Origin of the sequence: Acinetobacter sp. H1(2024) (genome assembly GCF_046557555.1) — a bacterium.
Lineage (GTDB): Bacteria > Pseudomonadota > Gammaproteobacteria > Pseudomonadales > Moraxellaceae > Acinetobacter > Acinetobacter seifertii.
This window is the reverse complement of the sequence record NZ_JBKGFO010000002.1, coordinates 215489-241246: the sequence shown is the minus strand read 5'-3', so window position 1 is coordinate 241246 and position 25758 is coordinate 215489. Positions and strand designations below refer to the sequence as shown.

Sequence of the window (25758 nt, the reverse complement as noted above, 5' to 3'; positions counted from 1 at the left end):
GGATATACATGAAAAAGGTTGTGGTTTTTAGCCAAATTGATGAAGAAATTTTGTCACGGTTACAGCAGGATTATCATGTTGTCGTATTAAACCCTAAACTGGGTGATATTAATGAACAGATAAGAAAAGAAGTCGTAGATGCTGATGGAATGATTGGCGCGGGGCGCTTGCTCAATGAAAGCAATCTTGCTCCAGCACAAAAACTAAAAATTATTTCATCTGTGACAGTTGGTTATGATAATTATGATGTTGCTTATTTGAACCAAAAGAAAATTTGGTTATCAAATACACCACATGTTTTGACTGAAACTACGGCAGATCTTGCTTTTACTCTATTATTAAGTGCAGCTAGAAAAGTACCATTTCTAGACCATTGGACCAAACAAGGCGAATGGAAAAGAACAGTTGGGCCACAGCAGTTTGGACTAGATGTTTTTGGGAAGACGCTAGGAATTATTGGGCTTGGTAATATTGGTGCTGCAATTGCACGTCGTGGTTTTTATGGTTTTAACATGAATATTGTTTACCATAATCGACGAGAAAAGCCTGAATTGGCCGAGCCATTGAATGCTCAATATTTAAGTTTGGATGAGTTGTTACAACAGTCTGATTTTGTAGTGACAGCAGTTGATTTAAATACTGAATCTAAAGCTTTAATGGGTAAAGCTCAATTTGAACTTATGCAAAAGCACGCTATTTTTATTAATATTGCGCGTGGTTCAGTGGTCGATGAGCAGGCGCTTATTGAGGCTTTGCAGAATGAAGTTATTTTTGCTGCTGGTCTTGATGTATATGAAAAAGAGCCTTTGCAAGATTCGGCACTTTTCAAATTACCAAATGTTGTTACCTTGCCTCATGTAGGTTCTGCTACAGCTGAAACTCGCAAAAAAATGGCAAACTTAGCTTATAAAAACTTGGTAGAAGCATTGGAAGATAAAACTCCAAGATATTTGTTGAACCCTAATTTCGTATAAATATTGAATAACACTTCATTGCAAATACAGTCTATTTTCAATGTTATAGTGAAAGCCTATTGATATGATGCAAGATAATTCAAGCATTGTGTGAATGGGCTTTTTTGTTGGTCTAATTTTTAATAGAGAAGAACTTTTGAAATTTTTGCCAGTTATTTTAAGTTTGGCTTTTATAACAAATGCCTCTTATGCCGACCCTTTTGATCCAAAAACAGCTTCTGGGCAAGTTGAAATTCCGAATATTGGTAGTGGAATAGGATTGCTTGACCAGCAAAAAGAAAAATTTATTGGTGAAAAAGTTTTTCGTGAAGTTCATAAGCAAATGCCAGTCATACAGGATGTATGGCTGGAAGATCAGTTTTTTCAAGTCTTCTCTAATATTTTGGGTCAAACCCAGCTTGGGCAACCTATTGGTCTAGTTGTAATTAAAGATCCTCAAATTAACGCATTTGCTGTCCCAGGTGGGCTATTTGCATTAAATACTGGCCTTATTTCATCTGCTCGCAATATTGATGAGATTGCTGGTGTGATGGCACACGAAATTGCTCACGTTTCTCAAAGGCACTTTAGTCGTTCAGAAGAAGCATTTAAAGGGCAAGCACTCTTAAGTTTGGCTGGTTTGCTGGCAGGCGTAGCTTTGGCTGCTCAGGCGGGTGGAGATGCAGGGGCGGCAGTCATGTTGGGTACGCAAGCTGCACTTTTGGATAAGCAGCTTACCTATAGCCGTAATCAAGAGCGTGAAGCCGATCGGATCGGAATGCAATACATGTATGCCGCGGGTTATAACCCGCAAAGTATGGCAGATTATTTTGAAACAATGCATAGGGCAACTAGCCATGTAAGTTTCCTGCCGGATTTTTGGCTTACCCATCCTTTAACGACTGAGCGTATGAGTGAGGCTCGCCTAAGAGCTAATCAAATGCCTCGTGTTAAAAGTCGAATATATGATGTTGATTTTGAAATTTTAAAATGGTACACCATGGTGGTTGCTGGAGAAGCTACAGAAAATCAGCTTCAAAGTTTAGCCTCGCAAAAAAATCTGGCAGGGTTATTGGCGTTGTCTGCATTTTATTTAAAACAAGGTGATTATACGCAAGCTCAAACAACCTTAGATCAAGTAAAATCTAGTGGTAAGCCGCTTGTTTCTTTAATTCAAACAGATATTTATTTGGGGCAAAATAAACTTGATCAGGCCTATAATTCTATTGCGCCATTGCAAATGACCATGCCTGAAAATAAAGCGTTTAGCTATAAGTTGGCTGAGGTTTTGTTACGTCAGGGGAAATATGCGCAAGTACAGACACTTGTTCAGCGTTTTATTAATAAAAATGCCCGAGATATTCAAGGCTGGCAACTATTACAGCAAGCCGCTAATTTAGATAAAGAGTCGCCTTTAAGGGCGGTGAATGTGTTGCGCTATCGAGCAGAAGCACAATTTTGGTCTGGTAGTGAAGAAAATGCAATTAAATCGATGTTACATGCACAGCGACTTGCAAAAGACAATCATGCAATGTCTGCTAAAATAGATAGCCGCTTAAAGCAAATGCAAGATGAACGACGAATGAAAATTTAGGACGTATAGAGTAATCTTGTGATTTTCGCAGACACGAATTTACTTAAACTGACAAGTAACTGAAAGCTTGGTCTAAGAATGTATAAGGAAAGAGGAGGGAATTAAGCTAACTTAGCTTTAATTTTTGCTGAAACTTGAGCAGGATCGGCACGCCCGGCTATGATCGGACGTAGAGAATTCATCACCTTACCCATATCTTTCATGCTAGTTGCTTCTTGAGCAGCAATCGTTTGCTCAATGATAGAATCAAGCTCTTCCTCAGTCATAGCTTCTGGTAGAAACTGGGAAATAATCTCAGCTTCGGCTTGTTCTTTACTAGCTAAATCATCACGACCAGCACCTTCAAAGGCTTTGATCGATTCTTTACGTTGTTTAATTTGCTTTTCAATGACCGCAAGAACCTGAGCGTCGCCAAGCTCTATGCGCTCATCAACTTCGATTTGCTTAATTGCTGCTTGTAGACTACGCAAAACCGTCACTGTTGCCATATCTTTGGCACGCATAGAAGTTTTTAATGCATCAGTAATTTGGTCTTTTAAAGTAGTCATAATTTCAGCAGTCAATCACAAATTAATTAGTAAAGGCGAGTAGTACGTACAGATTCGCGAGCCAATTTCTTTTGGTAGCGTTTAACTGCAGCAGCTTTTTTGCGCTTACGTTCTTGAGTTGGTTTTTCGTAGAATTCGCGCTTACGAACGTCAGCTAAAACACCAGCTTTTTCGCATGAACGTTTGAAACGACGGATAGCTACGTCAACTGGTTCGCCTTCTTTCAACTTAACTTGTGGCATGTAAAATCCTCTAGATTATGGATAAGATCAGGCACACCATTGCGCCGGATCACAAGTGAAGGTCAGTATTTTACTCATTTACAACTCATATCACAAGTCTATAATAGCGATTGCAATATTTTGACTCATATAAAAGGCAGTTTTGATGATTGTTTTAGGCTTAGAAACTTCTTGTGATGAAACAGGGTTGGCACTTTATGATAGCGAACTCGGCTTGCGGGGACAGGTTCTTTATAGCCAGATAAAACTTCATGCTGAATATGGTGGGGTGGTTCCAGAGTTGGCTTCTCGTGACCATGTTCGTAAGCTTATTCCTTTAATGAATCAATTGCTTGAACAAAGTGGTGTAACGAAACAAGAGATTGACGCAGTTGCTTATACGCGTGGCCCAGGTTTAATGGGAGCATTAATGACAGGTGCATTGTTTGGAAGAACTCTAGCTTTTTCTTTAAATAAGCCTGCGATTGGTGTTCACCATATGGAAGGACATATGTTGGCTCCATTACTTTCAAGTCAGCCACCCGAATTTCCATTTGTAGCATTGCTTGTTTCAGGGGGTCATACACAATTGATGGCTGCCCATGCAATTGGTCAATATGAACTCTTAGGTGAGTCTATTGATGATGCTGCTGGTGAAGCTTTCGATAAAGTTGCGAAAATGATGAGCTTGCCATATCCGGGTGGGCCAAATATCGCAAAACTGGCGCTATCTGGTGATCCGCTAGCATTTGAATTTCCACGACCAATGCTTCATCAAGGCCTAGATTTTTCTTTTAGTGGCTTAAAAACTGCAGTATCTGTTCAATTGAAAAAATTGAATGGTGAAAACAGAGATGCTGATATAGCTGCTTCATTCCAAGAAGCAATCGTAGATACCTTGGTGAAAAAATCGGTAAAAGCTTTAAAGCAAACTGGGCTTAAGCGTTTAGTGATTGCTGGTGGGGTAAGTGCAAATTTACGACTACGCGAACAGTTAGAAACTTCCTTAGCGAAAATTAAAGCGCAGGTTTACTATGCAGAGCCTGCTTTATGTACTGATAATGGTGCAATGATTGCATTTGCAGGTTATCAGCGTTTAAAAGCCGGCCAACATGATGGCTTGGCTGTCACGACTACACCACGTTGGCCAATGACTGAACTTACTATTCCTGAGTAAAATTATTCATTTGCAACGGCTTGTTGGTGTTCAATATCTATATATTCGATATAACCACGGCCTTGCACTTCATTGCCAAAATAATGACCAGTAAATATATAACTACTTGCATAACCTTGCCCATGACCATAGCGGAATGGGCAGTCAATTTCTGCCTGAATATTTAAAATAATTTGTTTTGCATCATTTCTAGCAATCCAAGAAAAGTATTTGGGAAGTCGCATGTTCTTGCCCGTTGATGAAATGAAGTCATCAATTTGATATGAAATAATATCAAAGCTGACATCTGTATAAATTTCAGCTGGCCGATCAAGATGTCTAATATGCAATGTATAAGTTACTGTTTGACCCGCAATATCTGCTTTGGTTAGCAGAAGTTGAGTATTTTCATTCAAATTAATGATTTGATAAGTGAAAAAATCAAGCGGTAATTTATGGTTTTCAGGGATAAGTTGATTTGTGAATGAGTGGGGGCCAACTGCTCGAGCATATTCGTAAGTGCAAAGTCCTTCGCTTTCAATGTATTTATCTTGATAATTTAAAAAACCTTTAAATTTGGCTAATAAACTCAAATGATCATAAACAGGCGTTTTTATAAACCATGAAACATGTGAGGTCACATCGATATCAAAGTCAAAATCTAGACTTTCATAATGTCCATTAATATGAATTTTAGGAAATTTTCCTTGAATTGGAATTTCCTGACCTAGTTCGATTAAGCTTCCATCTTCATTAATTTTTGTATCTTTAGGAATGATATAGGCTTTCAATAAGGCTTGTTCAAGGGCGGCTGTGCTTGAAAAAAAAGTCGCTGTTTTTCTGGGATTGCCAACAATAATGTCATCATGATCAAAAGCAAGAGCACCAGGTGTGCCTAATAAAATCATAATATTTAAATAGCGATGCGGTTCTGGCAAAAGGGGAAAAAAGATGCCGTAATGAGTCCAGCTATAATATTTTTCGTCAACACGTGGGCGAATGATATGAGATTGAGTAAAAGGAAGCGTTGAATATTTTTTTGCTTGGTCTAAAAAGTCTTGTGCGAATAACAAACTTTTAGCAATAGTTTTGCTTGCGGTAGAAAATTTTGGCAATTGTTTTTTCATATATAAACCTAAAAGGGGGTGATCTTGGTTTTAGGTTATGAAAAACAACTGCCAAAGCTAAGCGGTTTACAGGCCAAAGCTAAGGCTTTGTGGGACATTTTATTTAACTGTTAGACAACTCTTTTAAAGCATTTAAACCAATCCAATGCTTAGAAAACTGATAAGCCGCACGGCCAGAGCGCTGACCACGCATTTGACACCAACGTAAACTCTCAGCACGAACTTCATCATTAAAAGGCATGTTTGCTTTATCAAGATAATGTTCTACGATTTCTAAGTATAAATTTTGATCCATTGGATAAAAAGATAACCATAAGCCAAAACGGTCTGATAGAGAGATCTTTTCTTCAATCGCTTCTTGTGGATGTAGTTCGGTATATTGGGGTACATCAACCTTAGTTACAGGTGTGTTTTCGTGCATAAACTCAGGTAACAAGTGACGGCGGTTACTAGTCGCATAAATAATAAAATTTGTTGAACCAGATTGTAATGAACCATCTAATACACTTTTTAGACTACGATAATTTTCATCTTCAGCATTAAAAGCTAAGTCATCACAGTAGACGATATACTTTTCAGAGCGGTTTTGAATGATTTTTTGGATTTTAGGTAAGTCTGCTAAATCATCACGCTCAATTTCAATTAAACGTAATCCTTGAGGCGCATATTCAGTGAGTAAAGCACGCACTATAGAGGATTTACCTGTACCACGTGAACCCGTTAACAGTACATCATTTGCAGGTAGGCCATTTAAAAACTGCAAAGTATTTTGAATGATTTTTTCTTTTTGACGTTCGATGCCTTTTAAGTCATCAAGATAAATATTCTTAGGCGTATAAATGGCTTTAAGTTGCTGGTTTTCCCATCTAAAAGCTGGTGCAGTGAAATCAGTTTCTTGTTTCGGTTCTGGTAAAACTTGCTGTAACTGATTTAATACAAGTGATAAGGTTTGAACTAAATTGTCGGGTAAATCAATGGTAGCCATGGTTAATCAATCATGTTAAACAGTAATTTACTAGGATACTAACACCGAAATTTGCAAGCTGACAAAAAAGATACTGCCAATCTAGTTTATCTGTTTTGCAATTGATTGAAATGTTCAGACCGCGCATAGTGTTGTCATGTCTATTCAGTAAAATCATCTGTGAAGATGAGGACGAAATATGTTTGAAAAAATACGAAGTGATATGAATCCGCATCAGGCTTACCGTATCAAAAAATTACAACGTCAATTAGACATGGCTGAATCTTATGAAGAGTGGAAGTCTTTTGCATTAAAACTGGATGAAGAAACAGGTGCACAGGAGTGGAAATTCGATAATAGTTCACCTTATTTTGATGCTGAGCTCATTTCTTATCGTTACACTTTACTGAAAAGATATCGTCAGCAACATCGTACTTTAGATTTGATTTATCTTTTAAAAGAAGGGCTAACTTACGATATTGCAAATATTGGTCACCCTATGTTATTTGCTGCAACGCATGTAGGTACAAAAAAGTTAATTGAAGATTATATTGAAGAAGTCAGCCAAAGCTTAGCTTATATTGCTTCTAGTGAATGTATTACCTTTCAAAGAAAAGAAAAAATCGAGTTTTTTGAAAATTGTGAAAAAGCATATGGGCAACCCGCACTCATGTTTTCGGGTGGTGCAACTTTAGGTCTTTTTCATACAGGTGTATGTAAAGCTTTAATTGAACAAGACTTAATGCCAAAAGTGCTATCCGGCTCAAGTGCTGGCGCGATTATGACAGGCATGCTAGGAACTTCTGCCAGTGAAGACGTTCAAAACTTGTTAAATGGCGAGCAATTTTTTAGTGATGCGTTTCATTTTAGAAAGCTTCGTGAACTTATAAAAGGGAATGGGGGCATTGCGGATGTCCACTATTTGAAAAAATTCCTTATCGAAAACTTAGGCGATTTGACTTTTGAAGAAGCATTTAAAAAATCGGGTTTAAATATTAATGTCGCAGTTGCACCGTATGATGCAACAGAAAATCCGCGAATTATGAATGCAATTATGACACCCAACGTTTTGGTTTGGAGTGCTGTATTGGCTTCTTGTGCTGTGCCAGTTTTATTTCCACCTGTGCGTTTAACCAGTAAGCGTTATGATGGTGAACATACGCCTTATATGGCAAATACAAAATGGGTAGATGGCAGTGTGCGCAGTGACTTTCCACAAGAAAGAATGGCAAGGCTTTATAATTTAAACTACACCATTGCCAGTCAAGTGAATCCGCATGTTGTGCCATTTATGCAAGATGATGCACACCGTTTCCGTAAAGATCTTTTAAGTTGGCCAGAACGAATTTTAAGACGCCAAGGTAAAGTCCTGTCTATGGGAGTAATGGACTTTACCCGTCAAAGACTCGGTGCTATTTCTCCAGTAAGAAGACTGCTTGATCATGGATATGGGGTAATAGGGCAGCGCTACTATGGTGATGTCAATATTATTGCTAAATATGGCTTAAAACATTATGCCTATACATTGCAAAACCCTCGTCCGCATTTGTTTAAGCGTTTACAACGAGAAGGTGAGCGGGCGACTTGGCCGAAAATTTCTTCTATAGAAACTCATGCACGTATTGGTAAAACTATTCAGCATTGTTTAGAAGTGCTACGTTTTGAAGAAAAGAGACAACAACCAGAGTCTTATTATGCTGAAGCATGATTTTGCTTCTCATATAGAAAATCTAAAAAGTGTGACAAAACCTAAAAGTGCAGATTTAGGGCGGCATCTATGGACATGTACTATAGATGCCCATCACTACTGGCTAAAATATCAAGTGCCACACGTATATGCTCAAAATGAGCAAGATTTTTTGCATGAATTGCAATTTTATGAAGATATTCAGCATAAAAACGCAAATTGGCTTTTACCATTTAAAATAGTTGATGCCGACACTGTTTCCCAACTACAACAACATGAAGGGAAAATATTAATTTTGCCGGATACAGAAGATTGGTTTGATCGTTCCATCGCAAAGCAAAACTTAAAAGATATTTATGAGACAGTCTTTAGCGCACTTAAGGCTTTAACAGCGCTTCATGAGTTGGGATGGATTCATGGAGATATAAAAAGGGAACACTTTCGAAAGTTTGAACAGCAACTCTATTTAATTGATTTTGAAAAAACACGGCGTATATCGAGTCCTGACTCAATCGTTGATGCTACCCCAAGATATATGGCTCCTGAATTGTTCCATGGAGCAAGTAAGAGTATACAAAGCGATTTATATGCTTTTGGAATTGTTTTGTATGAATGGTTAAGCCAAATGCGTTTACAAGCAAATAGTTATCATGATTGGGCTGTATTGCATTGTCAAAATTTAGACATTCAGTTGCGTGATTCAGTTCAAGTTTTTTACCCTTTACTGGTGGGATTATTGCAAAAACAACAGAAAAATCGGTTTTCAAATGCATTTGAAGCGATAAATTGTTTAAAAGTACATTCAAACTTATAAAAATCATTGATCTAGTATCTGTATACAATTTACACGGTCAGTTTTTTTTAGAAAAAAAACACTTGTCACTGTTAGATCTTATCGCTAATATACACAGCCATCGGGGGCGTGGCGAAATTGGTAGACGCACTGGATTTAGGTTCCAGCGCCGCAAGGTGTAAGAGTTCGAGTCTCTTCGCCCCCACCACTTTAAGTTAAGGCTTAAAGTTGATTTGAATGTTAAGTCATTTAAATCTTGGAAGAGGATTGGTGTAATGGTAGCATGACGGTCTCCAAAACCGTTCGTCAAGGTTCGAATCCTTGATCCTCTGCCACATTTATTTTAAATAAATGTCCCAGATGGGGGCGTGGCGAAATTGGTAGACGCACTGGATTTAGGTTCCAGCGCCGCAAGGTGTAAGAGTTCGAGTCTCTTCGCCCCCACCATTGAAAGAAGCAAGACGATGATCTTGCTTTTTTTATGATTAAATCTAAAGGGTTTAATTGTATATATAGAGGATTGGTGTAATGGTAGCATGACGGTCTCCAAAACCGTTCGTCAAGGTTCGAGTCCTTGATCCTCTGCCAAGATTCAAAAAAGCTCCTGTCATGGGGCTTTTTTATTTTTAGCCGATTTTTAATAAATAAATTTTGCTTTTAACATAAAGATTTATAAAAAATAATATTTAAAAAGATAAGATTTATTTTATATACAGACGAATCTGTATAAAAAATGCTTCCACTTTGTTAAGTTTTCGTTAAAATAAAATTAAGTTGATATTAATCACGGTTTAATCATATATGTTGAACTATAACAAATTTAATAAAAGTGTCTTATTCATCTGTTTATCAGTAATGGGGAGCATAAGTTCTGCTGCGGAGTCGGATGATCCGATTCGTCAGAGAATTCAGGCTGACCAAACCATTCGACAACAACAACGCGATAGTGCTTTAGAAAAACAAATTCAACCAGATGTAAACGTCAATCTAGGGCAAGAACAAAATAAGATTTCAGCTCAGCAATTACAATATTTACGCTCTAACAGTGAAACCCCTTGTTTTGAAATTAAGAAAATACTTTTAGAAGGCGAAGAAGCCCATCAATTCATATCAGATTTTCATGTGATTACGACTGGCAAGAATAATATTATTGGACGCTGTTTGGGGGTAAATGGACTAAACCAAGCCCTTGATCTTGTACAAAATAAAATTATAGCAAACGGTTATGTCACAACACGAGTTTTACTTCCTCAACAAAATATTGCATCTGGCACAGTTCGCGTTCGTGTTATTCCAGGACGAGTGGATCAGATTAAGTTTGCTGAGGGTACTTCTAAACGTGCACATTTGTGGAATGCTTTACCGATGAAGTCGGGAGAGCTGTTAAATATTCGTGATATGGAGCAAGGTCTAGAAAACCTCAAACGAGTGCCGACAGTTGAGGCTGATTTTAAAATTCAGCCAGCAGAACAAAAAAAAGAACCGGGCTATAGTGATGTGGTTTTGGCTTGGCAACAAGCTAAACCTTATCGTTTACACCTCGGAATTGATGATTCAGGGAGTGAGGCGACTGGAAAATATCAAGGCACAGCAACTTTATCGCTTGATCATCTGCTGACCTTAAATGATCTATTTTATATCAGCTATAACCATGATTTAGGCGGTGGAAACTCTGGTAAACATGGGACAGATGGTTTTTATGCAAGTTATACCATTCCATTTGATTACTGGTTATTTTCAACTAGTTATAGTCGCTCTAATTACCTGCAAACAGTGGCTGGAAGTAGTGAAACTTATCAATATAGCGGTGAAAGCGAACTCATTAATGCAGATTTATCTCGAGTGATTTATCGAGATGCACATCGTAAAACAGCCTTAGGTTTTGGTGGGTGGTACCGTGAATCACAAAACTATATTAATGATATAGAAATTGAAGTACAGCGCCGTAAAACTGCAGGTTGGAAAGCCACTTTTGATCATACTGAATATTTTTCTAATGCCACTTTAAGCGGCAATGTGACTTACAAACGAGGTACAGGCTGGTTGAATGCAATGAGAGCGCCAGAAGAAGACTTTGGCGAGGCTTATACGCATGTCGGGATTCTACAAGCCAATGCCAGTTTACAAGTTCCTTTTAAAGTGGGTCAGCAAAATCTGCAATATTTAGCTGAATGGCGTACTCAACACAGCAATCAACCTTTAACTCCTCAAGACAGATTTTCAATTGGAAACCGTTATACCGTAAGAGGTTTTGATGGTGAGCAAACTTTATTAGCTGATAATGGTTTTTTAGTTCGCAATGAACTAAGTGGCTCAATCATGAATAAACCATACTCTTGGTATGCAGGTATTGATTACGGAGAGGTTGGTGGAAAAACTGCACATTATCCGAATCCTTTACCAGGCACGAGTTTATTAGGTGCAGTTATTGGGTTGCGTGGACAAATTGCTCCCTTACGTTTGAATTATGACGCTTTTGTGGGTGCACCTTTGAAAAAGCCAGATCACTTTGAAACAGATGATTACACGACTGGATTTAGCGTGAATTGGACCTATTAATTCAAGTTTAAAGGTCCAGAACTTAATCAACTTTATTAAAAAAAGATTTAGTGAGATTTTAGAATGAATAAGAACCGTTATCGTATTATTTTTAGCCATGCTCGCGGTATGTTTATTGCTGTTGCTGAAATTGTAAAAAGTAAAACCAAACAAGCAGGGCAAAGTCAGGGGCAAATCGGAACAGATTCGACCATAGATTCGGTTCTACCTATTCATTATAAAAAACTAAATCCACTTAATTTTGCTGTAATTGGTTGTTTGGGCGCATTGGTGATTAGCTTGCCAATGAGCAGTGTGGCTGAAACTCAGATTATTGCCGATAAAGGTGCACCTACATCGCAGCAACCGACCATTTTAAATAGTGCAAATGGAACAACTCAGGTCAATATTCAGACACCAAGTGCGGGTGGTGTGTCACGGAATACTTATACTCAGTTTGATGTTGGGCAAGAAGGTGCTATTTTAAATAACTCTCGTAATAACACCCAAACCCAATTAGGGGGCTGGGTACAAGGTAACCCATGGCTGGCAAAAGGCGAAGCCAAAGTTATTTTGAATGAAGTGAATAGTAATAATCCAAGTCAACTCAAAGGCTATATTGAGGTTGCCGGAAAACAAGCACAAGTTGTTATTGCGAATCCATCTGGTTTGATCTGTGATGGCTGTGGTGTGATTAACGCAGACCGTTTTACTTTAACTACAGGTCAAGCGGTGATGAATCAAGGTTATCTTGAATCATTCCGCGTCCGCGAGGGGCAGGTCACGATTGAAGGTAAAGGTTTAAATGGAAGTTTAACCCCTTATACAGATATTTATGCGCGTGCTTTAAAAGTGAATGCAGGCTTATATGCAAATGAGCTTAATATGGTACTTGGACAAAATGATATTCAAGTCAAAGACCAAGTAGCTCCTCAAATCACGGCAACGACAGCAGCTACTACCACACCTTCGCCAAACTTTGCTTTAGATGTAGGCCAACTGGGCGGCATGTATGCTGGAAAAATCTTTTTGGTGGGAACAGAGCAAGGGCTAGGTGTACGTAACGCAGGTACGATAAATAGTAACCAAAGTACGCTTACACTGAATGCAAATGGTGATTTGGTCAATAATGGTAACTTGATTGCGAACAAAGATCAGGTACAGCTAAAAGCTCAAAATATTCAAAATACGGGTAATGTCAGTAGCGCAACTTCACAAATTTTAGTTGAGAGTCAAAGTCTAGATAACTCTGGTTTAATCAGTAGTGCAGATGAGTTACATCTTAATCAACAGAATAGTTTAAGTAATAGTGGCACATTGAATGCAGCTCGTGTTGTTATTGATGCGGGAAGTTTAAAAAATAGTGGCTCTATCGAACAAACAGGTTTGCAAGGGTTGGATTTAAAGTCAGGTTCAATGACAAACCTTGGTGGTAAAATCGGAATTGCCAAAAGTACTACAGGTGGTGGTACAGGTGGGTCGACAGGTGGCAGTGTTCCGACAGTTCCAACTGATCCATCAAAAGATGGCGGAAGTTTAGAAGTTGCCACTCCAATAGATACCACTCCAAAAACTTATGACCAAGGTTATATCCATGTTAAGGAACAACTGAATAATGACCAAGGGTCAATCATTGCCAATGGTGGTGTAGATTTAGACAGCCAAAATGGGTTAGATAACCAAGGCGGTCAACTTAATTTGGGTGCTATTCATATTAAAGGGAATAGCTTTAATAACAACCAAGGTGAGCTCACGGTTAAAAGTGCTGATATCCAAACCTCAAGTTTTAGTAACCAGCAAGGATTACTGCAATCGCTCACTTCTTTAGATGTAAATAGCCAGTCGATTGATAATCAGGGCGGTAAAATTAATGCCTTAAATAATATTAGTATGATCTCGAGCGGAAACATTCTAAATCAAGCGGGGCAGATCGCGAGTTCGTCAGAACTTTATTTACAGGGATTGGGCCTAAATAACAGTGGGGGTGATCTGGAGGCTGAACAATTATTAAAACTTAATCTTTCAGGTCATTTGAATAACCAGAAAGGAAAAATAGTCACTAATAATAACTTGGATAGTTCGCTTTTTGGTTTAGATAACGAACAAGGTGAAATTTCTGCAAAAAATATTACGATTCAAAACAAAGATCAGGCTTTGAATAACGGATCTGGAACGATTTATGCTGACCAAAGTTTAAAAATTCAAACTGGATCTTTAAATAATGCAGCCAATGGTACGTTATCTAGTCATGCAAATCTGCAAATTGAAAGCCAGCAACTTGCCAATCAGGGTTATATTCGTGCTGATCAACAATTAAAAATTAATAATACAGGTGTTATGACGCAGCAAGGAGGTGTTCTTTCAGCCTACGGTAATATTGATTTAACGAGTCAGCGTCTTGTTAGTGATGAAAAAAGTGTTATTGCGGTCGGTATCAATGCTCAAGGTGAGCAAGATCAAAATACTCAAGCAGATTTAAATATTAAAACAGAACAGTCACTTGAGCATCACGGGAAATTACTGGCAAGCCGTAATATTGATTTAGATGGGGCAAATGTAGATTTATCACAAGGAACTGCAGCAGCTCAAAATATAAATATTACAGCTCGTGATGGAGATATAAATAATCAGTTTGGTACGTTGCAGGCTGACACTATCCAATTAAATGCTGTACAAAACCAGCAAAGTCTGATTAATCAGAGTGGTCAAATTCTTGCGAAAAAATTGAATCTGAATATTGGGAAAGATATTAATAACCAACAAGGTTTGATTCAGCACACTGCGACAGATGATCTGAATTTAACTGTTCAGGGTGTCATTAATAACCAGCAAGGCCGTATTCTCACCAATGCAAATCAACTAAATATTCAAGCACAGGGACTCAATAGTGACTCTGGTGTGATCTTGCATTCGGGCCAAGCTGGCTTAAATATGGATATACAAAATATTCATGCGCAAAAGGCTGAATTGAGAACTAATGGTGTACTTAACCTTACCACCAATCAAGCACTATTAGACCAATCAAAAGTGTCTGCTACTCAAGCCAATATTCAAGCCAACCAATTGACTGACCGTAATGGTGAAATGCTGTTTAGTGCCGTAAATGGACAAAGTTCAATTCGTGTAAATGGTGACTACCAACATCAAGGAAGTGTATTACAAAGTAATCATAGCTTAGACATTCAAACAGGTTCGTTGAATAACCAAAGTGGGAATATCTTAGTCACTCAAAATGATTCATCTTCACAACCTGTTCAGTTAAATATTGTCAGCCAAAACGATATTCAAAATGATCTGGGTAACATTGTGAGTGAAGGCCAACTTACATTGAAAACTGGAAAAGGAATAAGCAACCAACAAGGCAGTATAATTAGTTCTAATGCGCTTGAGCTTAAAACAGATCAGTCAATTAATAACCAGTCTGGGCAGATACAAGCTAAGGATATCAAGCTCTCTGCATCAAACTTAGACAATAGTTCAGGAGTAATTGCTGCTAAAACTGGTGATGTATCACTCAATATTAATAATCAGTTGATTAATGGTCGTGTTGAGCAGGGTAAATCGGCTGGTATTATTCAGGCAGCACAAAATATAGATGTTCAGACTGGGTTATTAGACAATAGTGGTCTGATTTATGCCGGCCAAGATCAACAACTCAAAGTTGCTCAAAATCTTAAAAATGCTGGACAGTTAGCTGCTCAAAATAACTTAAATATACAGACGGCTACACTGACCCAGACTTCTGCAGGGAGCATTATTGCAGGTTTAAAATCAGATGGTTCATTAGCAAATCAGGGTAATCTTAACATTGATGCTACAGGTGCTATAAGTGCGCAGGGGCAACTGATCGCGGGCGGTGATTTAAATAGTCAGTCAGCGAGTCATGTCTTAAACCAAAGCCTTGTTCAAGCAAAAAATATTTCGCTCAACAGTACATCTGGTCAATTGAGCGCTCAACAAAGTACGATTCAGGCCGCACAGCAACTTAATTTAACCACTCCAGATACGCTAGATACTCAACAAGCCAATTTAAAGGCGAATAAAGTTCAAATTAATGCAAAAGACTTAAATAACCAGTCAGGACATATCCAGCAAACAGGTTTAGATGACACTCAAATTTTGTTGACGGGTAATTTAAGCAATCAAAACGGGCAAATTGACAGTCTAGGCCAAAAACTACAAATAAATGCTAATAATTTAAATAACCAGAATGGTCTTATCCAATCTGGTACAGCAGACAGCCAACTTATACTCGCTATAGCTAATACCCTCAATAATAATCAGGGCAATATCAAAGCTGCTGGTAGTTTGCAAACGAATAGTTCCGAGTTAAACAATGATGCTGGAACGCTACTTAGCTTCAATGGCTTTAACATCAATACACAGCAGCTTAGCAACCAAGCGGGTCAAATTGTTGAGGCTGGAACACAAGACAATATTGTTAACCAATTAATTGTTAAAAACCTTCTAAACAATAGCAATGGCAAGATTCAGACAAATCATAATCTTGAAATTCAGTCTGGTACGTTAAAAAACAATGCGGGCAGCATTGTGACCGCAGGTACAGCAGGTCTTAATCTCAACACAGCATCACGACTCGATAACCAGTCTGGAAATATTCATTCCAGTGGTGATCTCAATGTAAATGCACAAGACATTTTGAATGATCAGGGACAAATTCTTACTGCAAAAAATGCTCAGCTTAATAGCCAAAACACCTTAAGTAACCAAGCGGGATTAATTGCAGCACAACAGCAATTAATGATTCAAAGTGCTGCTTTGAATAACCAAGCGGGTCAAATTGGGTCGGTAGATGCGGGTGTAAATATCCAGACGACTCAGCAAGCATTAAATAATCAGAGTGGTAAGATTCAAGCGAATCAAGCGATTAACCTCGATGTACAGGGTCTTGATAATAGTCTACAAGGTTTGATTAGTAGTACTAAAGGTGACCAAAGCAAAATTCAGATTGATACTCACCAGCAGAGCCTGAATAACCAAAATGGACAGATTAATAGCGGTAATACATTAGAGATTAGCACCAATAGTCTGAACAATCAGCAAGGTCTAATCACTGCACAGGGTGATCTTGGTATAAACGCCGTGCAATTAATTGATAACCGACAAACCTATCTAAATGTTACCTTGCCAGAGTTGGCCCAAGGTATTCAATCTTTAGGGCAAGTCGTTTTACAAACCTCAGAATTAAATAATGAACAAGGTCAAGTCATTGCTGGCAATGGATTAACTATTCAAGCGCCTAAGGTGAATAACAGTAATGCGGGCTTGTTAGCCAGTGGGCAAGACTTACTGATCGATAGTGTTGGACAAGCAGGTACGATTAATAATCAGAAAGGTAAAATCAGTGCTAATCAGAACATTAGTCTAAATACAGGCCTGATGAGCGGAAGCCAACTCGATAATAGTCAGCAGGGCCTCATTAGTGCTGCAAAGCAAGTCAAGATTATTAGTCAAAATATTGATAATTCAAATAATGACCAGAACCAGGGTATTCAGGCAGGGCAAATAGAAATAGCTGCTAGTACTTTAAATAATAGTGCTGGGCGAATCTCTGCTGAGCAGCAACTTAATTTAAATATTTCGGATAATTTAAACAATACTAAAGGCTTAATCAGTAGTCTTGATCAATTAACAATACAAGGTCAGCAAGACAATAATCGTCTAATCGTAAACAATCAGCAAGGGACTATTATTGCAGGTGAAGAAGGCTCATCAACTGCAGGATTAAATATTCTAGCCAAAGGTTTAACAGGCGACGGTAAGGTCTTAAGTCAGGGACAGCTAAATCTTCAGCTCAATGATGATTATGTACAAGATGCTCAAGGTCAGTTGCATGCACAGGGAAATTTAAACCTTAGCTCTAAGGGTAAAGTTACCAATCATGGTGCAATCAAAAGCAACGGACAGTTATCTATTTCAGCAAATACAATTGAAAATGCTGTAGATGGCAGTTTGGAAAGTCAGCAAACTCAACTTGAAGCTGTAGGCGTACTCAATAACTATGGACTCATTAATGGTTCAAATACATATGTTAAGGCAGGCCAACTCAATAATATTGCCGGACGTATTTATGGTGACCATATTGCAATTCAGGCGAATACTTTAAATAACCAAAGCCTAAATGGTTTAGCGCCAGTCATTGCCTCAAGAGGCGATCTGGATCTAGGCGTACAGGTTTTGAATAATCTGGAAAATAACTTAAATCATCAAAGTGGTTCGCAAATTATTGCCATGGGAGATTTGCGCATAGGAGGTTCACTTGACTCACAGTGGCATGCTCAAGGAACTGCGCAGCAAGTCAATAACAGAAGTTCTGTAATTAATGCCAATGGCAATATCGACTTGAATGCTGATATTGTTAATAACCAGAATGTCTTTTTTACAACCAAACAACAGCAGACTACAGAGCAACTAGATTACTGGAATATGTATATTTCAGATTCGCGTGCCGGATGGTATAACCCTGGCCCTCAGTCCTTAATTACTCAGGAAATCTATAGCCAGAGTCCAGATTTATTTACTAAATTAAAGCCTGCACAACAACTTGTGACTTCCTATGACAACGCAACGATGCAGGATTATTTAAGTCGTCCTGATGGTTATTTTTTCATTGTAAATAACTATGACGATAGCTCAGCCGGCAACATGTTTAAAGGCTATGTTGTTTATAACGGACAACTCTACAGTACTGACCATTATGAAAATGTGAAAAGTACTCAAACGACGACGACGACTGTAGCGGATGAGTCAGCACCTGCGGTAATCAGTGCAGGGGGTAATTTAAGTTTCACAGGCACAATTAATAATGACAAAAGCCAAATTATGGTGGGTCAAAAACTGATTGGAGATGCCGAAGCAATTCACAATGTCGATGCCAAAGGTCCTAAAATTACGCATGAAACAGGAACGGTAACACCAAGTTATGGCAGTTATGGGGGCAAAGGGCACGATAGAGTCTGGGCTTCTGCTGAACAAGCTTATAACCCAGCAGATGTTACCAAAGGGGTGGATTTATTTATTTATGAAAATCCAACCAGTGCGACGCCTGTTAAAGTGCAAGACCAAACCAAGCAAGTCAATAAAGACAATTTGACTGAACAGGCGCTTAGTCAAAACCATGACTCCAATATTGTTGGTCAGCAAAATACACAGGTTAATCAAACAGAAACTGTTCAACAAACGACAGTTCAATCTGATCGTATTGAATCAAATGAAATTAAAACAGCTCAGGCACAGCTTGAAGGCGTAGTCGGGGCAAACACTACCGATCATAAAGCCATGAGTAGTAGTGCAGTCGATCAAATTCAAAACACTGATACTAAGGCTTCAGCTGTTCAGGGGCAAACAACACAGATTGATGGTAGTGGTTTTGAGATTCGCACCAACAACGCTAACGTTAAAGTCCCAAATAATGCGTTGTATAGTAAAAACCCAGATAGCCGTGCTAACTACCTTATTGAAACAGATCCAGCATTTAGTAACTATCGCAACTGGTTATCTTCAGATTATATGTTGAATGCATTGGGACTTGACCCAGCACTTCAGCAAAAAAGATTGGGTGATGGTTACTATGAACAACGTATGGTACAAGACCAAGTTGCTCAACTGACAGGCTACCGTTTCTTACAAGGATATGGTTCCGATGAGGAACAATATAAAGCGCTCATGAACAATGGGCTGAGCTATGCAAAACAGTACAACTTACGTCCGGGTATTGCACTCACTCCAGAACAAATGGCTCAATTAAGCAGCGATATTGTTTGGTTGGTAGAAAAAGAAACTACCCTACCAGATGGTACAAAAACCAAAGCTTTAGTCCCGCAAGTTTATGTTAAAGCGCGTGTGGGTGATTTAAAAGGTGATGGAACTTTAATTAGTGCCGATAGTATTCAGCTCAATTTAAGTAAAGATTTGACCAACGCGGGAACAATTGCTGGACGACAAGTTGTTCAAATTAATAGCCAAAATTTAAACAATCTTGCTGGAAACATCCGTGGTGGTGTAGTTAGCCTGGGTACTGAAAAAGATTTAAATAATATTGGTGGTATGATTCAGGCCGATCAAGCCATGAATTTGCAGGTAAAAGGTAACCTGAATATTCAGTCAACCACACAGAGCAGTCAAAATGCATTAGGCCAGAGCAACTATAGCTGGACAGGAATAGATCGAATAGCTGGTCTTTATGTAGATTCAGCACAACAGCAAGCATTGAGTGATCAGCCAACCTTAGTGATGAATGTTGGTGGTGACACTCGTATATTGGCTGCAAATATCCAGAATAATAGCGGTGGACAAACGATTATTCGTACGGGCGGTGACCTTAAAGTCGGTAGCCTGAATACGGAAGTGACCAACAATGTGGTGGGTAGCTCAAAAGCTTATCATTTAGATACACGACAAGTCGAAGTTGGCAGTCAGATTAAGAGCCAAGGTGATTTAAGCTTACAAGGCAATAATATTCAGATTCATGGTTCACAAATTAGTAGTTCAGAAGGCTTAACTGCGTTACAGGCGAAAGAACAGTTACAGATTGAAGAGGGCCTAAACAAATTTGATCAACAAGATCAGTCAAGCTTTAGTAAGAAAGGTAAGCTGAGTAGCTCTACGACCAGTGACTTTAGCCATCGTAGTTCAGATATTGCGGTCGGTAGCATTGTTGAAGGCAAAAAAGTGCTATTGGATGCAGGAAATATCAATGTCCGTGGCAGCAATATTGTTTCTGATGAGTTGACACACATTCAAGCCAAAGACAATGCAAATATTGAGGGAGCTCAGAACCAATACAACAGTCAAACTAATAGTGTTGTTAAAAACTCTGGTCTTATGTCCACGGGTGGCATTGGTTTTAGTTTAGGTAAAAAACAAGAAACTACTTTAAAAACCGAGCAACAGCTTACTAATAGTGCTTCTCAGGTGGGCAGCTTAAACGGTAATACCAACATTGTAGCGGGTAAGACCTATCAACAAACGGGAAGTACCGTTTCATCACAGAAAGGCGATGTGAATATATTGGCGCAACAAGTCAATATTGAAGCTGCTAAAGAACAAAGCACAAGTGACTATAAGCATGAGATGCAACAGAAAGGTTTAACACTTGCAGTAAATGTTCCCGTAGTCTCGGCTGTACAAAGTGTAGCGGAGTCTGCTAAGCAGGTTGGTCAAAGCAAGAATGATCGTGTGAACGCAATGGCAGCAGCCAATGCTGGCTTTGATGCTTATAAAGCAGGGCAGTCTTTAGGGAAATTACAAGGTGCACTGTCGGATGCGAGTAAGCTTAAAGATACGGAAGTTGGTGTTAGCCTGACTTATGGTGAACAGAAAAATACTGAAACAAGCCATTCACAAAGTACCACGGCGAGTCAAAGTCAGGTCAATGCTGGCGGAACGACAACCATTGTTGCCACAGGTGCAGGAGATCAATCGAATATTAATATTGTTGGTTCAGACGTATTGGGGCAACAAGGTACACGCTTGGCTGCCGACAACAATGTCAATATTAAAGCAGCCGAACAGAACCATATTGAAGAAAGTAAAAATGAAAGTGCAGGCTGGAATGCCGGAGTTACTGTAAGTAATAAAACAGGCTTTGGTGTAACGGCTGGTGGCAACTTGGGTAAAGGTAAGGGTAATGGTACCGACACAAGTTATGTGAATGGCCATGTGGGTTCTAAAGATAGTCTAACCACGATAACAAGCGGAAAAACGACGAATATTATTGGCGGACAAGTACAAGGTAAAGGTGTACAGATTGAAGCCGATAACTTAAATGTTGAAAGCTTACAGGACAAAGCGACATATAAGAGCAAACAACAGAATATGTCAGCACAAGTGAGTGTAGGTTTTAGTGGAGGCAATGTATCTGGAAGCTTTAGCAAGTCTAATGTAGATGCCAATTATGCATCTGTAAATGAGCAGTCAGGTGTATTTGCAGGCGACGATGGTTACCAGGTTAAGGTGAATAAAAACACTGACTTGAAAGGTGCAATTATTACCTCGACTCAGACTGCGGAAAGCTTGAAGAAAAATAGTCTAGATACAGGAACTTTAACATCTTCTAATATTCAAAACGTGACTGAATATGATGCTAAGGGCATTTCTGTAGGTGGTGGTTTTAATGCCGGAAAAAGTGGTACGGCAGGTAACAAAGAACCTGGCACGGTACTTTCGACACCAAACAAAATTGATCAACATGCTTCAACTACAGTAGGTGTAAGTAAATCTGTTGGGTTTGGCCTAGACAGTGATAAAGACAGTAGTGTGACCAAGAGTGGTGTGAATACCCAAAACATTACAATTCGAGATGAACAAGGCCAGCAAGCGTTAACGGGTAAAACTGCCGGACAGATTAAATCTGAGATATTAACGTCTGTAACTACAGATACCGCACGTGAGAATAGTGGAGCACTGCAAAATAACTTTGATAAAGATAGAGTTCAAAGTGAAATTAATTTGCAAATGGACGTAACGAAGAACTTTGATGCGAACCGTCAGGAAGCAAAAGCTGAGATTAATAAGAAGATTGATGATGCGAAAAAAGAAAATCAATCTATTATAGACAAGCAAAAACAAGGTCTAGACTTAAGCAAACAAGAGCAAGACCAATTGAAGGCTTATAATAATAAAGTTGAAAATTATCAAAGACTAGGCGTATTACTAGACAGCATATCAACAGGTTTATCAGCTCCTACAAGCTCAGGTCTAGGTATAGCGACTGCAACCTTAAGTCCAGCGGCAAGTTATAAGATTGGTCTATACTTTAAAGAACAAGCGAACAATAATGCAAATGGTCAACTCACTAGTGGTCAGGAAGCAGCACATATTTTAGCTCATACCGTTCTTGGCGCAGCAGTTGCCGCGGCTGGTGGAAATGATGCGTTGACTGCGGGACTTTCAGCAGGAGGAGCAGAGGCAGCTGCACCAATATTATCGAGTTTCCTGTATGGAAAAGATGCCAAAGACCTCACAGCAGATCAGAAATCTACAATTAGTTCTATTGTAGGTTTAGCGGGTAGTGCAGTTGGGGCAACGACGGGTGATATTGGTTCTACAGTACAGAGTGGGCAAGTTGCGCAGAATGCGGTGGAGAATAATGCATTAGAAAATGTGTTATTACCACATGAAATTGATGAAATCAAAAATGATCAGACAGGTCAATATGCAAAAGATCAGTTACAGGCTATTAAAGATAGTAGTACTTATAAAATTAATGCTGATGGAGATTTTATTGTCTGTGTAAAAGTTGCAGGATCTTCATGTGCACCAAGAGAGGGTGAGCGTTACGCAACTCAACAGGAGATATTGGAAAAAGGGGGTGAAACAGTAGCAACAGCAGCAGCTTCATGGGGAGGAACAAAATTAATGGAGCCAATTGTTGTAGCTGCTAAAGAATCAGGCGTTTGGTCGAAAGTAGTTAGTACAGTAAAAGAGTGGTTTGGAAAAAAAGACGATAAAGATAGTCTTATGGATAGTTTTACTGCAGCTGGTGATACTGTTCATCATAGTCCTGTAAGTACAGCTGTTGGTGATGATGCTGCTACTATTAATAATTTTAAAAATGCAACAGATACAGGTAACGGGCATAATGTTATTGTGCATGGTAGTAAGCCTAATTATGATGAGATAGGAGGTATAACTGTCATAAATAATAAACCAACCAATATAGAGCAAGTTGCTGAAGCTGTACGCAGCAATCCAGATTATATTAAAGGAACACCTATATGTTTAGGTTCATGCTGGAGTGGGGCAAGTGGAACAGCACAAGAGTTAGCGAACTCATTGAAGGTGCCAGTACTAGCACCAACAAGGCCTACTGCGTGGGATTCAAAAGCTAAACGATGGATAATGGATACAGATGTACCTAATAGAAAGCTTGAATCTCCAGAAATTAAACCCGAATGGAAAATGTTTTATCCAAAAAAAGAGAATTGAGGAGATAAATTATGAAAAATTTAGTGTTGTATCGTGAAAGATATTATCAAGACCAACCTCTAAATAAGCCTAGCATAGAAGATAATAAATTTAAGCTATCTGAAAGTTTGGCAAATGAGATAGTGGCATATTTAGAATCTGGGAGTACTATTTTGGAGTTTGTGAGCCCAACTACTGATCCATACGATTCAGCTGATCATATTCCAAATATTATATTAACTGATGGAGTATATGTTTGGGATGCCATAATTATTAACTGGTTAAAAAAATATAGAGTTAGATTACCAAATGAATTTTTAATTCACTATGAAAATATGAAAAATAAGAATATAGGAAGTATTTTTCTTCCGGATGATATATTAGAGCAATTGAAAGATGCTGAAGATGTATTTTTATAACTAGAGTGTCTTTTATGGCAAATTGGTGAGAAGTTTGGGTATGAGGAAGAGCAGAATAAAGCTGCTCAAATGGCGAGTCATGTAATTCTTGGCGCACCCTGGCTTACTTAATGGAGGTAACCCTGCAGCGGGTGGTAGTGCAGCGGTTGCAAGTGAGGCATCAGCATATTACTTTGCGAATCAATACAATGACGGCAAGACAGCAATTAACCCTGAAACAGGTAAGTTTGATGCAAATTTATTACCACAATGTGCTAAATCAAGTATTCGAGACCTAACGCCAGCGATTGGAGCTGTTGTTAGAAGTACAGTCGGAGATTTGGCATTAAATGCACAGTTAGCAGATGTGATTGAATAGAATATATTGACTCACCGACTGATTGTAGAGAGCCAAAGCTAATGCTACAAGCTATATAATTCAGCATGTGCATCAGCTGATTCTGCGGTATGTGATGTATATATAAGAAAAACTACATCACAAATAGGATGAGCGAAATGATTAAAAATATATTGCTGAATTATATTATGGGAAAATATAGAAAGATAATCGTTATAATTTTTACATGTATTGGTATTTTAATTATTGGGCATCTAATTGTTTTTAATAATTTTATATTTGGTGAGGAGTTTTTTGCCTTAGTTTTATCCTATTTTGCATTTATTGTTGCAATATATAATGGATCACCAGTTGGATTTCCTTCAGTAAATACAGATTCTAATGATTTTGATATTAGTATGCGAGCCTTATTCATAATAATGACTTTATCAATATTCTTGTATATATCATATTCGATTTTTTAAGGAGGTAACCGAAGCAGTTGCAAGTGAAGCAGTAGCGGTGACATGGCTGTTAGAAGATGCACTGAAAGGTAAATAAATCATGATAAATACAGAAGATTTTTTGACAGTATTCTTAGTGAAATACCTAAACTTAGAGATTTTTATCAGAATGAGTTAAGTTACTGGGCTCCTAAAAAACCACCTTTAACTTTATTAATGAGTAATTTTGCTAGGGAGTTTTTGGAATTGGATATTAATCATGGGCTATTAATAAAAGTATTAAACTTGGTTGAGATTGCTATTAATTCAAGTAATGATAATTTAAGTAATGCTGTAGCTACAGGTTTTTTAGAAACTTTATATTTTAATTACCCTAAAGAGGATAAAGATTTTTTTCATTCATTATTGGGAGAAAAAACAAAAGAACATATTGATAGATTGGCTAATTTTTATAACTAGTGATTAATTTTTGCTCAGAATCAAGCATTGATTTTACGAGCAAAAGGTAGAGTTCTAACTCCTGAGAATCAGATTATATTCAATGATTTTATAAAAAGCCTTCCTTCTTATCAAAGAGAAAAGATTTTAATAGTGAGATAGAATATGAGTATGACTTATATTATTGGTAAAGAAAAAAAACTTTCTGATGAAATATTATTAACTATTAATGTTAACTCTACTGTTGATGCGTATATATCAAGTTTAATTTCATATCTTTTTGAGAAAAATTATCCAGATATATATGAACAAATTGTCGAACAAATTATTTTTATGCGTTTTGATGAGTTAAGCAAACAAGATTTTCATTTTGTTATTGATCAGGTTAATAGGTTGTCGAATAGCTTGGATCAATTACCAAGTGATGTAAAAAATGGTATATATTGGTGGGGTAAATTAATAAAACCCCTTGTAGATAGAGATTATAGGGTTGTTTTATGATTTAGTATGCAATACTCATAGACTTTAAGAAATATCATTAAGATGGACTAGATTATAGTTTTTTAAGTTTAAGTGATGGTTTTATTGATTATGATGATGGTACCAGTATAA

General features: G+C 38.1%; 14 protein-coding genes, 4 tRNA genes and 1 pseudogene. 15 read left to right on the top strand and 4 right to left on the bottom strand.

Going from position 1 to position 25758, the window contains the following annotated elements:
* The first annotated feature begins 8 nt into the window (after positions 1-8).
* Complete coding sequence (locus tag ACLCEG_RS06775) at positions 9-974, top strand: 2-hydroxyacid dehydrogenase (protein ID WP_410566772.1); 966 nt, start codon at positions 9-11, stop codon at positions 972-974.
* A 145-nt stretch (positions 975-1119) separates the two neighbouring features.
* Complete coding sequence (locus tag ACLCEG_RS06770) at positions 1120-2547, top strand: M48 family metalloprotease (protein WP_191103858.1); 1428 nt, start codon at positions 1120-1122, stop codon at positions 2545-2547.
* Positions 2548-2648: 101 nt separating this feature from the next.
* Here the strand turns inward: ACLCEG_RS06770 and ACLCEG_RS06765 are convergent, their stop codons facing one another.
* Positions 2649-3095: a GatB/YqeY domain-containing protein gene (locus ACLCEG_RS06765; protein ID WP_004700591.1), complete on the bottom strand. Its 447-nt coding sequence runs from the start codon at positions 3093-3095 to the stop codon at positions 2649-2651.
* 26 nt (positions 3096-3121) lie between these two features.
* On the bottom strand, positions 3122-3337 hold the full coding sequence (rpsU, locus tag ACLCEG_RS06760) for a 30S ribosomal protein S21 (RefSeq protein WP_001136722.1): 216 nt from the start codon (positions 3335-3337) through the stop codon (positions 3122-3124).
* 145 nt (positions 3338-3482) lie between these two features.
* Between rpsU and tsaD the strand changes: the two genes are divergently transcribed.
* Positions 3483-4493: a tRNA (adenosine(37)-N6)-threonylcarbamoyltransferase complex transferase subunit TsaD gene (gene tsaD, locus ACLCEG_RS06755; RefSeq protein WP_005068344.1), complete on the top strand. Its 1011-nt coding sequence runs from the start codon at positions 3483-3485 to the stop codon at positions 4491-4493.
* Positions 4494-4495: 2 nt separating this feature from the next.
* On the opposite strand, the gene ACLCEG_RS06750 is transcribed toward tsaD, so the two are convergent.
* Both ACLCEG_RS06750 and ACLCEG_RS06745 read right to left on the bottom strand, forming a co-directional pair.
* Complete coding sequence (locus ACLCEG_RS06750) at positions 4496-5599, bottom strand: DUF6670 family protein (RefSeq protein ID WP_410566770.1); 1104 nt, start codon at positions 5597-5599, stop codon at positions 4496-4498.
* Between the two features lie 103 nt (positions 5600-5702).
* Complete coding sequence (locus ACLCEG_RS06745) at positions 5703-6584, bottom strand: ATP-binding protein (protein ID WP_004700597.1); 882 nt, start codon at positions 6582-6584, stop codon at positions 5703-5705.
* A gap of 178 nt (positions 6585-6762) precedes the next feature.
* On the opposite strand from ACLCEG_RS06745, the gene ACLCEG_RS06740 reads away from it, so the two are divergent.
* The 12 genes and pseudogenes from ACLCEG_RS06740 to ACLCEG_RS06685 all read left to right on the top strand — a co-directional run bounded on the left by ACLCEG_RS06740 (position 6763) and on the right by ACLCEG_RS06685 (position 25647).
* Positions 6763-8271: a DUF3336 domain-containing protein gene (locus ACLCEG_RS06740; protein ID WP_004700599.1), complete on the top strand. Its 1509-nt coding sequence runs from the start codon at positions 6763-6765 to the stop codon at positions 8269-8271.
* Complete coding sequence (locus ACLCEG_RS06735) at positions 8258-9064, top strand: protein kinase domain-containing protein (protein ID WP_410566768.1); 807 nt, start codon at positions 8258-8260, stop codon at positions 9062-9064. The genes ACLCEG_RS06740 and ACLCEG_RS06735 overlap by 14 nt, the downstream gene beginning before the upstream one ends.
* 102 nt (positions 9065-9166) lie before the next feature.
* Positions 9167-9251: transfer RNA gene (locus ACLCEG_RS06730), tRNA-Leu, on the top strand.
* A 53-nt stretch (positions 9252-9304) separates the two neighbouring features.
* Positions 9305-9378, top strand: a tRNA-Trp gene (locus ACLCEG_RS06725).
* Positions 9379-9405: 27 nt separating this feature from the next.
* A tRNA-Leu gene (locus ACLCEG_RS06720) sits at positions 9406-9490 on the top strand.
* 67 nt (positions 9491-9557) lie between these two features.
* A tRNA-Trp gene (locus ACLCEG_RS06715) sits at positions 9558-9631 on the top strand.
* Between the two features lie 213 nt (positions 9632-9844).
* Entirely contained in the window at positions 9845-11602 is a 1758-nt protein-coding gene (locus ACLCEG_RS06710; RefSeq protein ID WP_410566766.1) for a ShlB/FhaC/HecB family hemolysin secretion/activation protein, read from the top strand.
* Positions 11603-11665: 63 nt separating this feature from the next.
* Positions 11666-23530 (top strand): hemagglutinin repeat-containing protein, encoded by an 11865-nt coding sequence (locus ACLCEG_RS06705; protein WP_410566764.1) that lies wholly within the window; start codon positions 11666-11668, stop codon positions 23528-23530.
* Between the two features lie 11 nt (positions 23531-23541).
* The gene (locus ACLCEG_RS06700; protein WP_410566762.1) at positions 23542-23928 is read left to right on the top strand and encodes a hypothetical protein; all 387 of its coding nucleotides are present in this window, start codon (positions 23542-23544) and stop codon (positions 23926-23928) included.
* A gap of 21 nt (positions 23929-23949) precedes the next feature.
* Positions 23950-24280: pseudogene (locus ACLCEG_RS06695) on the top strand (hypothetical protein); the annotation flags it as partial.
* A 674-nt stretch (positions 24281-24954) separates the two neighbouring features.
* Complete coding sequence (locus ACLCEG_RS06690) at positions 24955-25167, top strand: hypothetical protein (RefSeq protein WP_410566760.1); 213 nt, start codon at positions 24955-24957, stop codon at positions 25165-25167.
* Positions 25168-25311: 144 nt separating this feature from the next.
* Entirely contained in the window at positions 25312-25647 is a 336-nt protein-coding gene (locus ACLCEG_RS06685; protein WP_410566758.1) for a hypothetical protein, read from the top strand.
* Positions 25648-25758 lie beyond the last annotated feature (111 nt).

What these genes read in the sequence shown, in the direction of transcription:
- ACLCEG_RS06735 (WP_410566768.1), top strand. Translation starts at nt 8,258, where the DNA reads ATGCTGAAGCATGATTTTGCTTCTCATATAGAAAATCTAAAAAGTGTG.
- ACLCEG_RS06710 (WP_410566766.1), top strand. Translation starts at nt 9,845, where the DNA reads ATGTTGAACTATAACAAATTTAATAAAAGTGTCTTATTCATCTGTTTA.
- tsaD (WP_005068344.1), top strand. Translation starts at nt 3,483, where the DNA reads ATGATTGTTTTAGGCTTAGAAACTTCTTGTGATGAAACAGGGTTGGCA.
- ACLCEG_RS06745 (WP_004700597.1), bottom strand. Translation starts at nt 6,584, where the DNA reads ATGGCTACCATTGATTTACCCGACAATTTAGTTCAAACCTTATCACTT.
- rpsU (WP_001136722.1), bottom strand. Translation starts at nt 3,337, where the DNA reads ATGCCACAAGTTAAGTTGAAAGAAGGCGAACCAGTTGACGTAGCTATC.
- ACLCEG_RS06685 (WP_410566758.1), top strand. Translation starts at nt 25,312, where the DNA reads ATGAGTATGACTTATATTATTGGTAAAGAAAAAAAACTTTCTGATGAA.
- ACLCEG_RS06740 (WP_004700599.1), top strand. Translation starts at nt 6,763, where the DNA reads ATGTTTGAAAAAATACGAAGTGATATGAATCCGCATCAGGCTTACCGT.
- ACLCEG_RS06775 (WP_410566772.1), top strand. Translation starts at nt 9, where the DNA reads ATGAAAAAGGTTGTGGTTTTTAGCCAAATTGATGAAGAAATTTTGTCA.
- ACLCEG_RS06700 (WP_410566762.1), top strand. Translation starts at nt 23,542, where the DNA reads ATGAAAAATTTAGTGTTGTATCGTGAAAGATATTATCAAGACCAACCT.
- ACLCEG_RS06750 (WP_410566770.1), bottom strand. Translation starts at nt 5,599, where the DNA reads ATGAAAAAACAATTGCCAAAATTTTCTACCGCAAGCAAAACTATTGCT.
- ACLCEG_RS06765 (WP_004700591.1), bottom strand. Translation starts at nt 3,095, where the DNA reads ATGACTACTTTAAAAGACCAAATTACTGATGCATTAAAAACTTCTATG.
- ACLCEG_RS06705 (WP_410566764.1), top strand. Translation starts at nt 11,666, where the DNA reads ATGAATAAGAACCGTTATCGTATTATTTTTAGCCATGCTCGCGGTATG.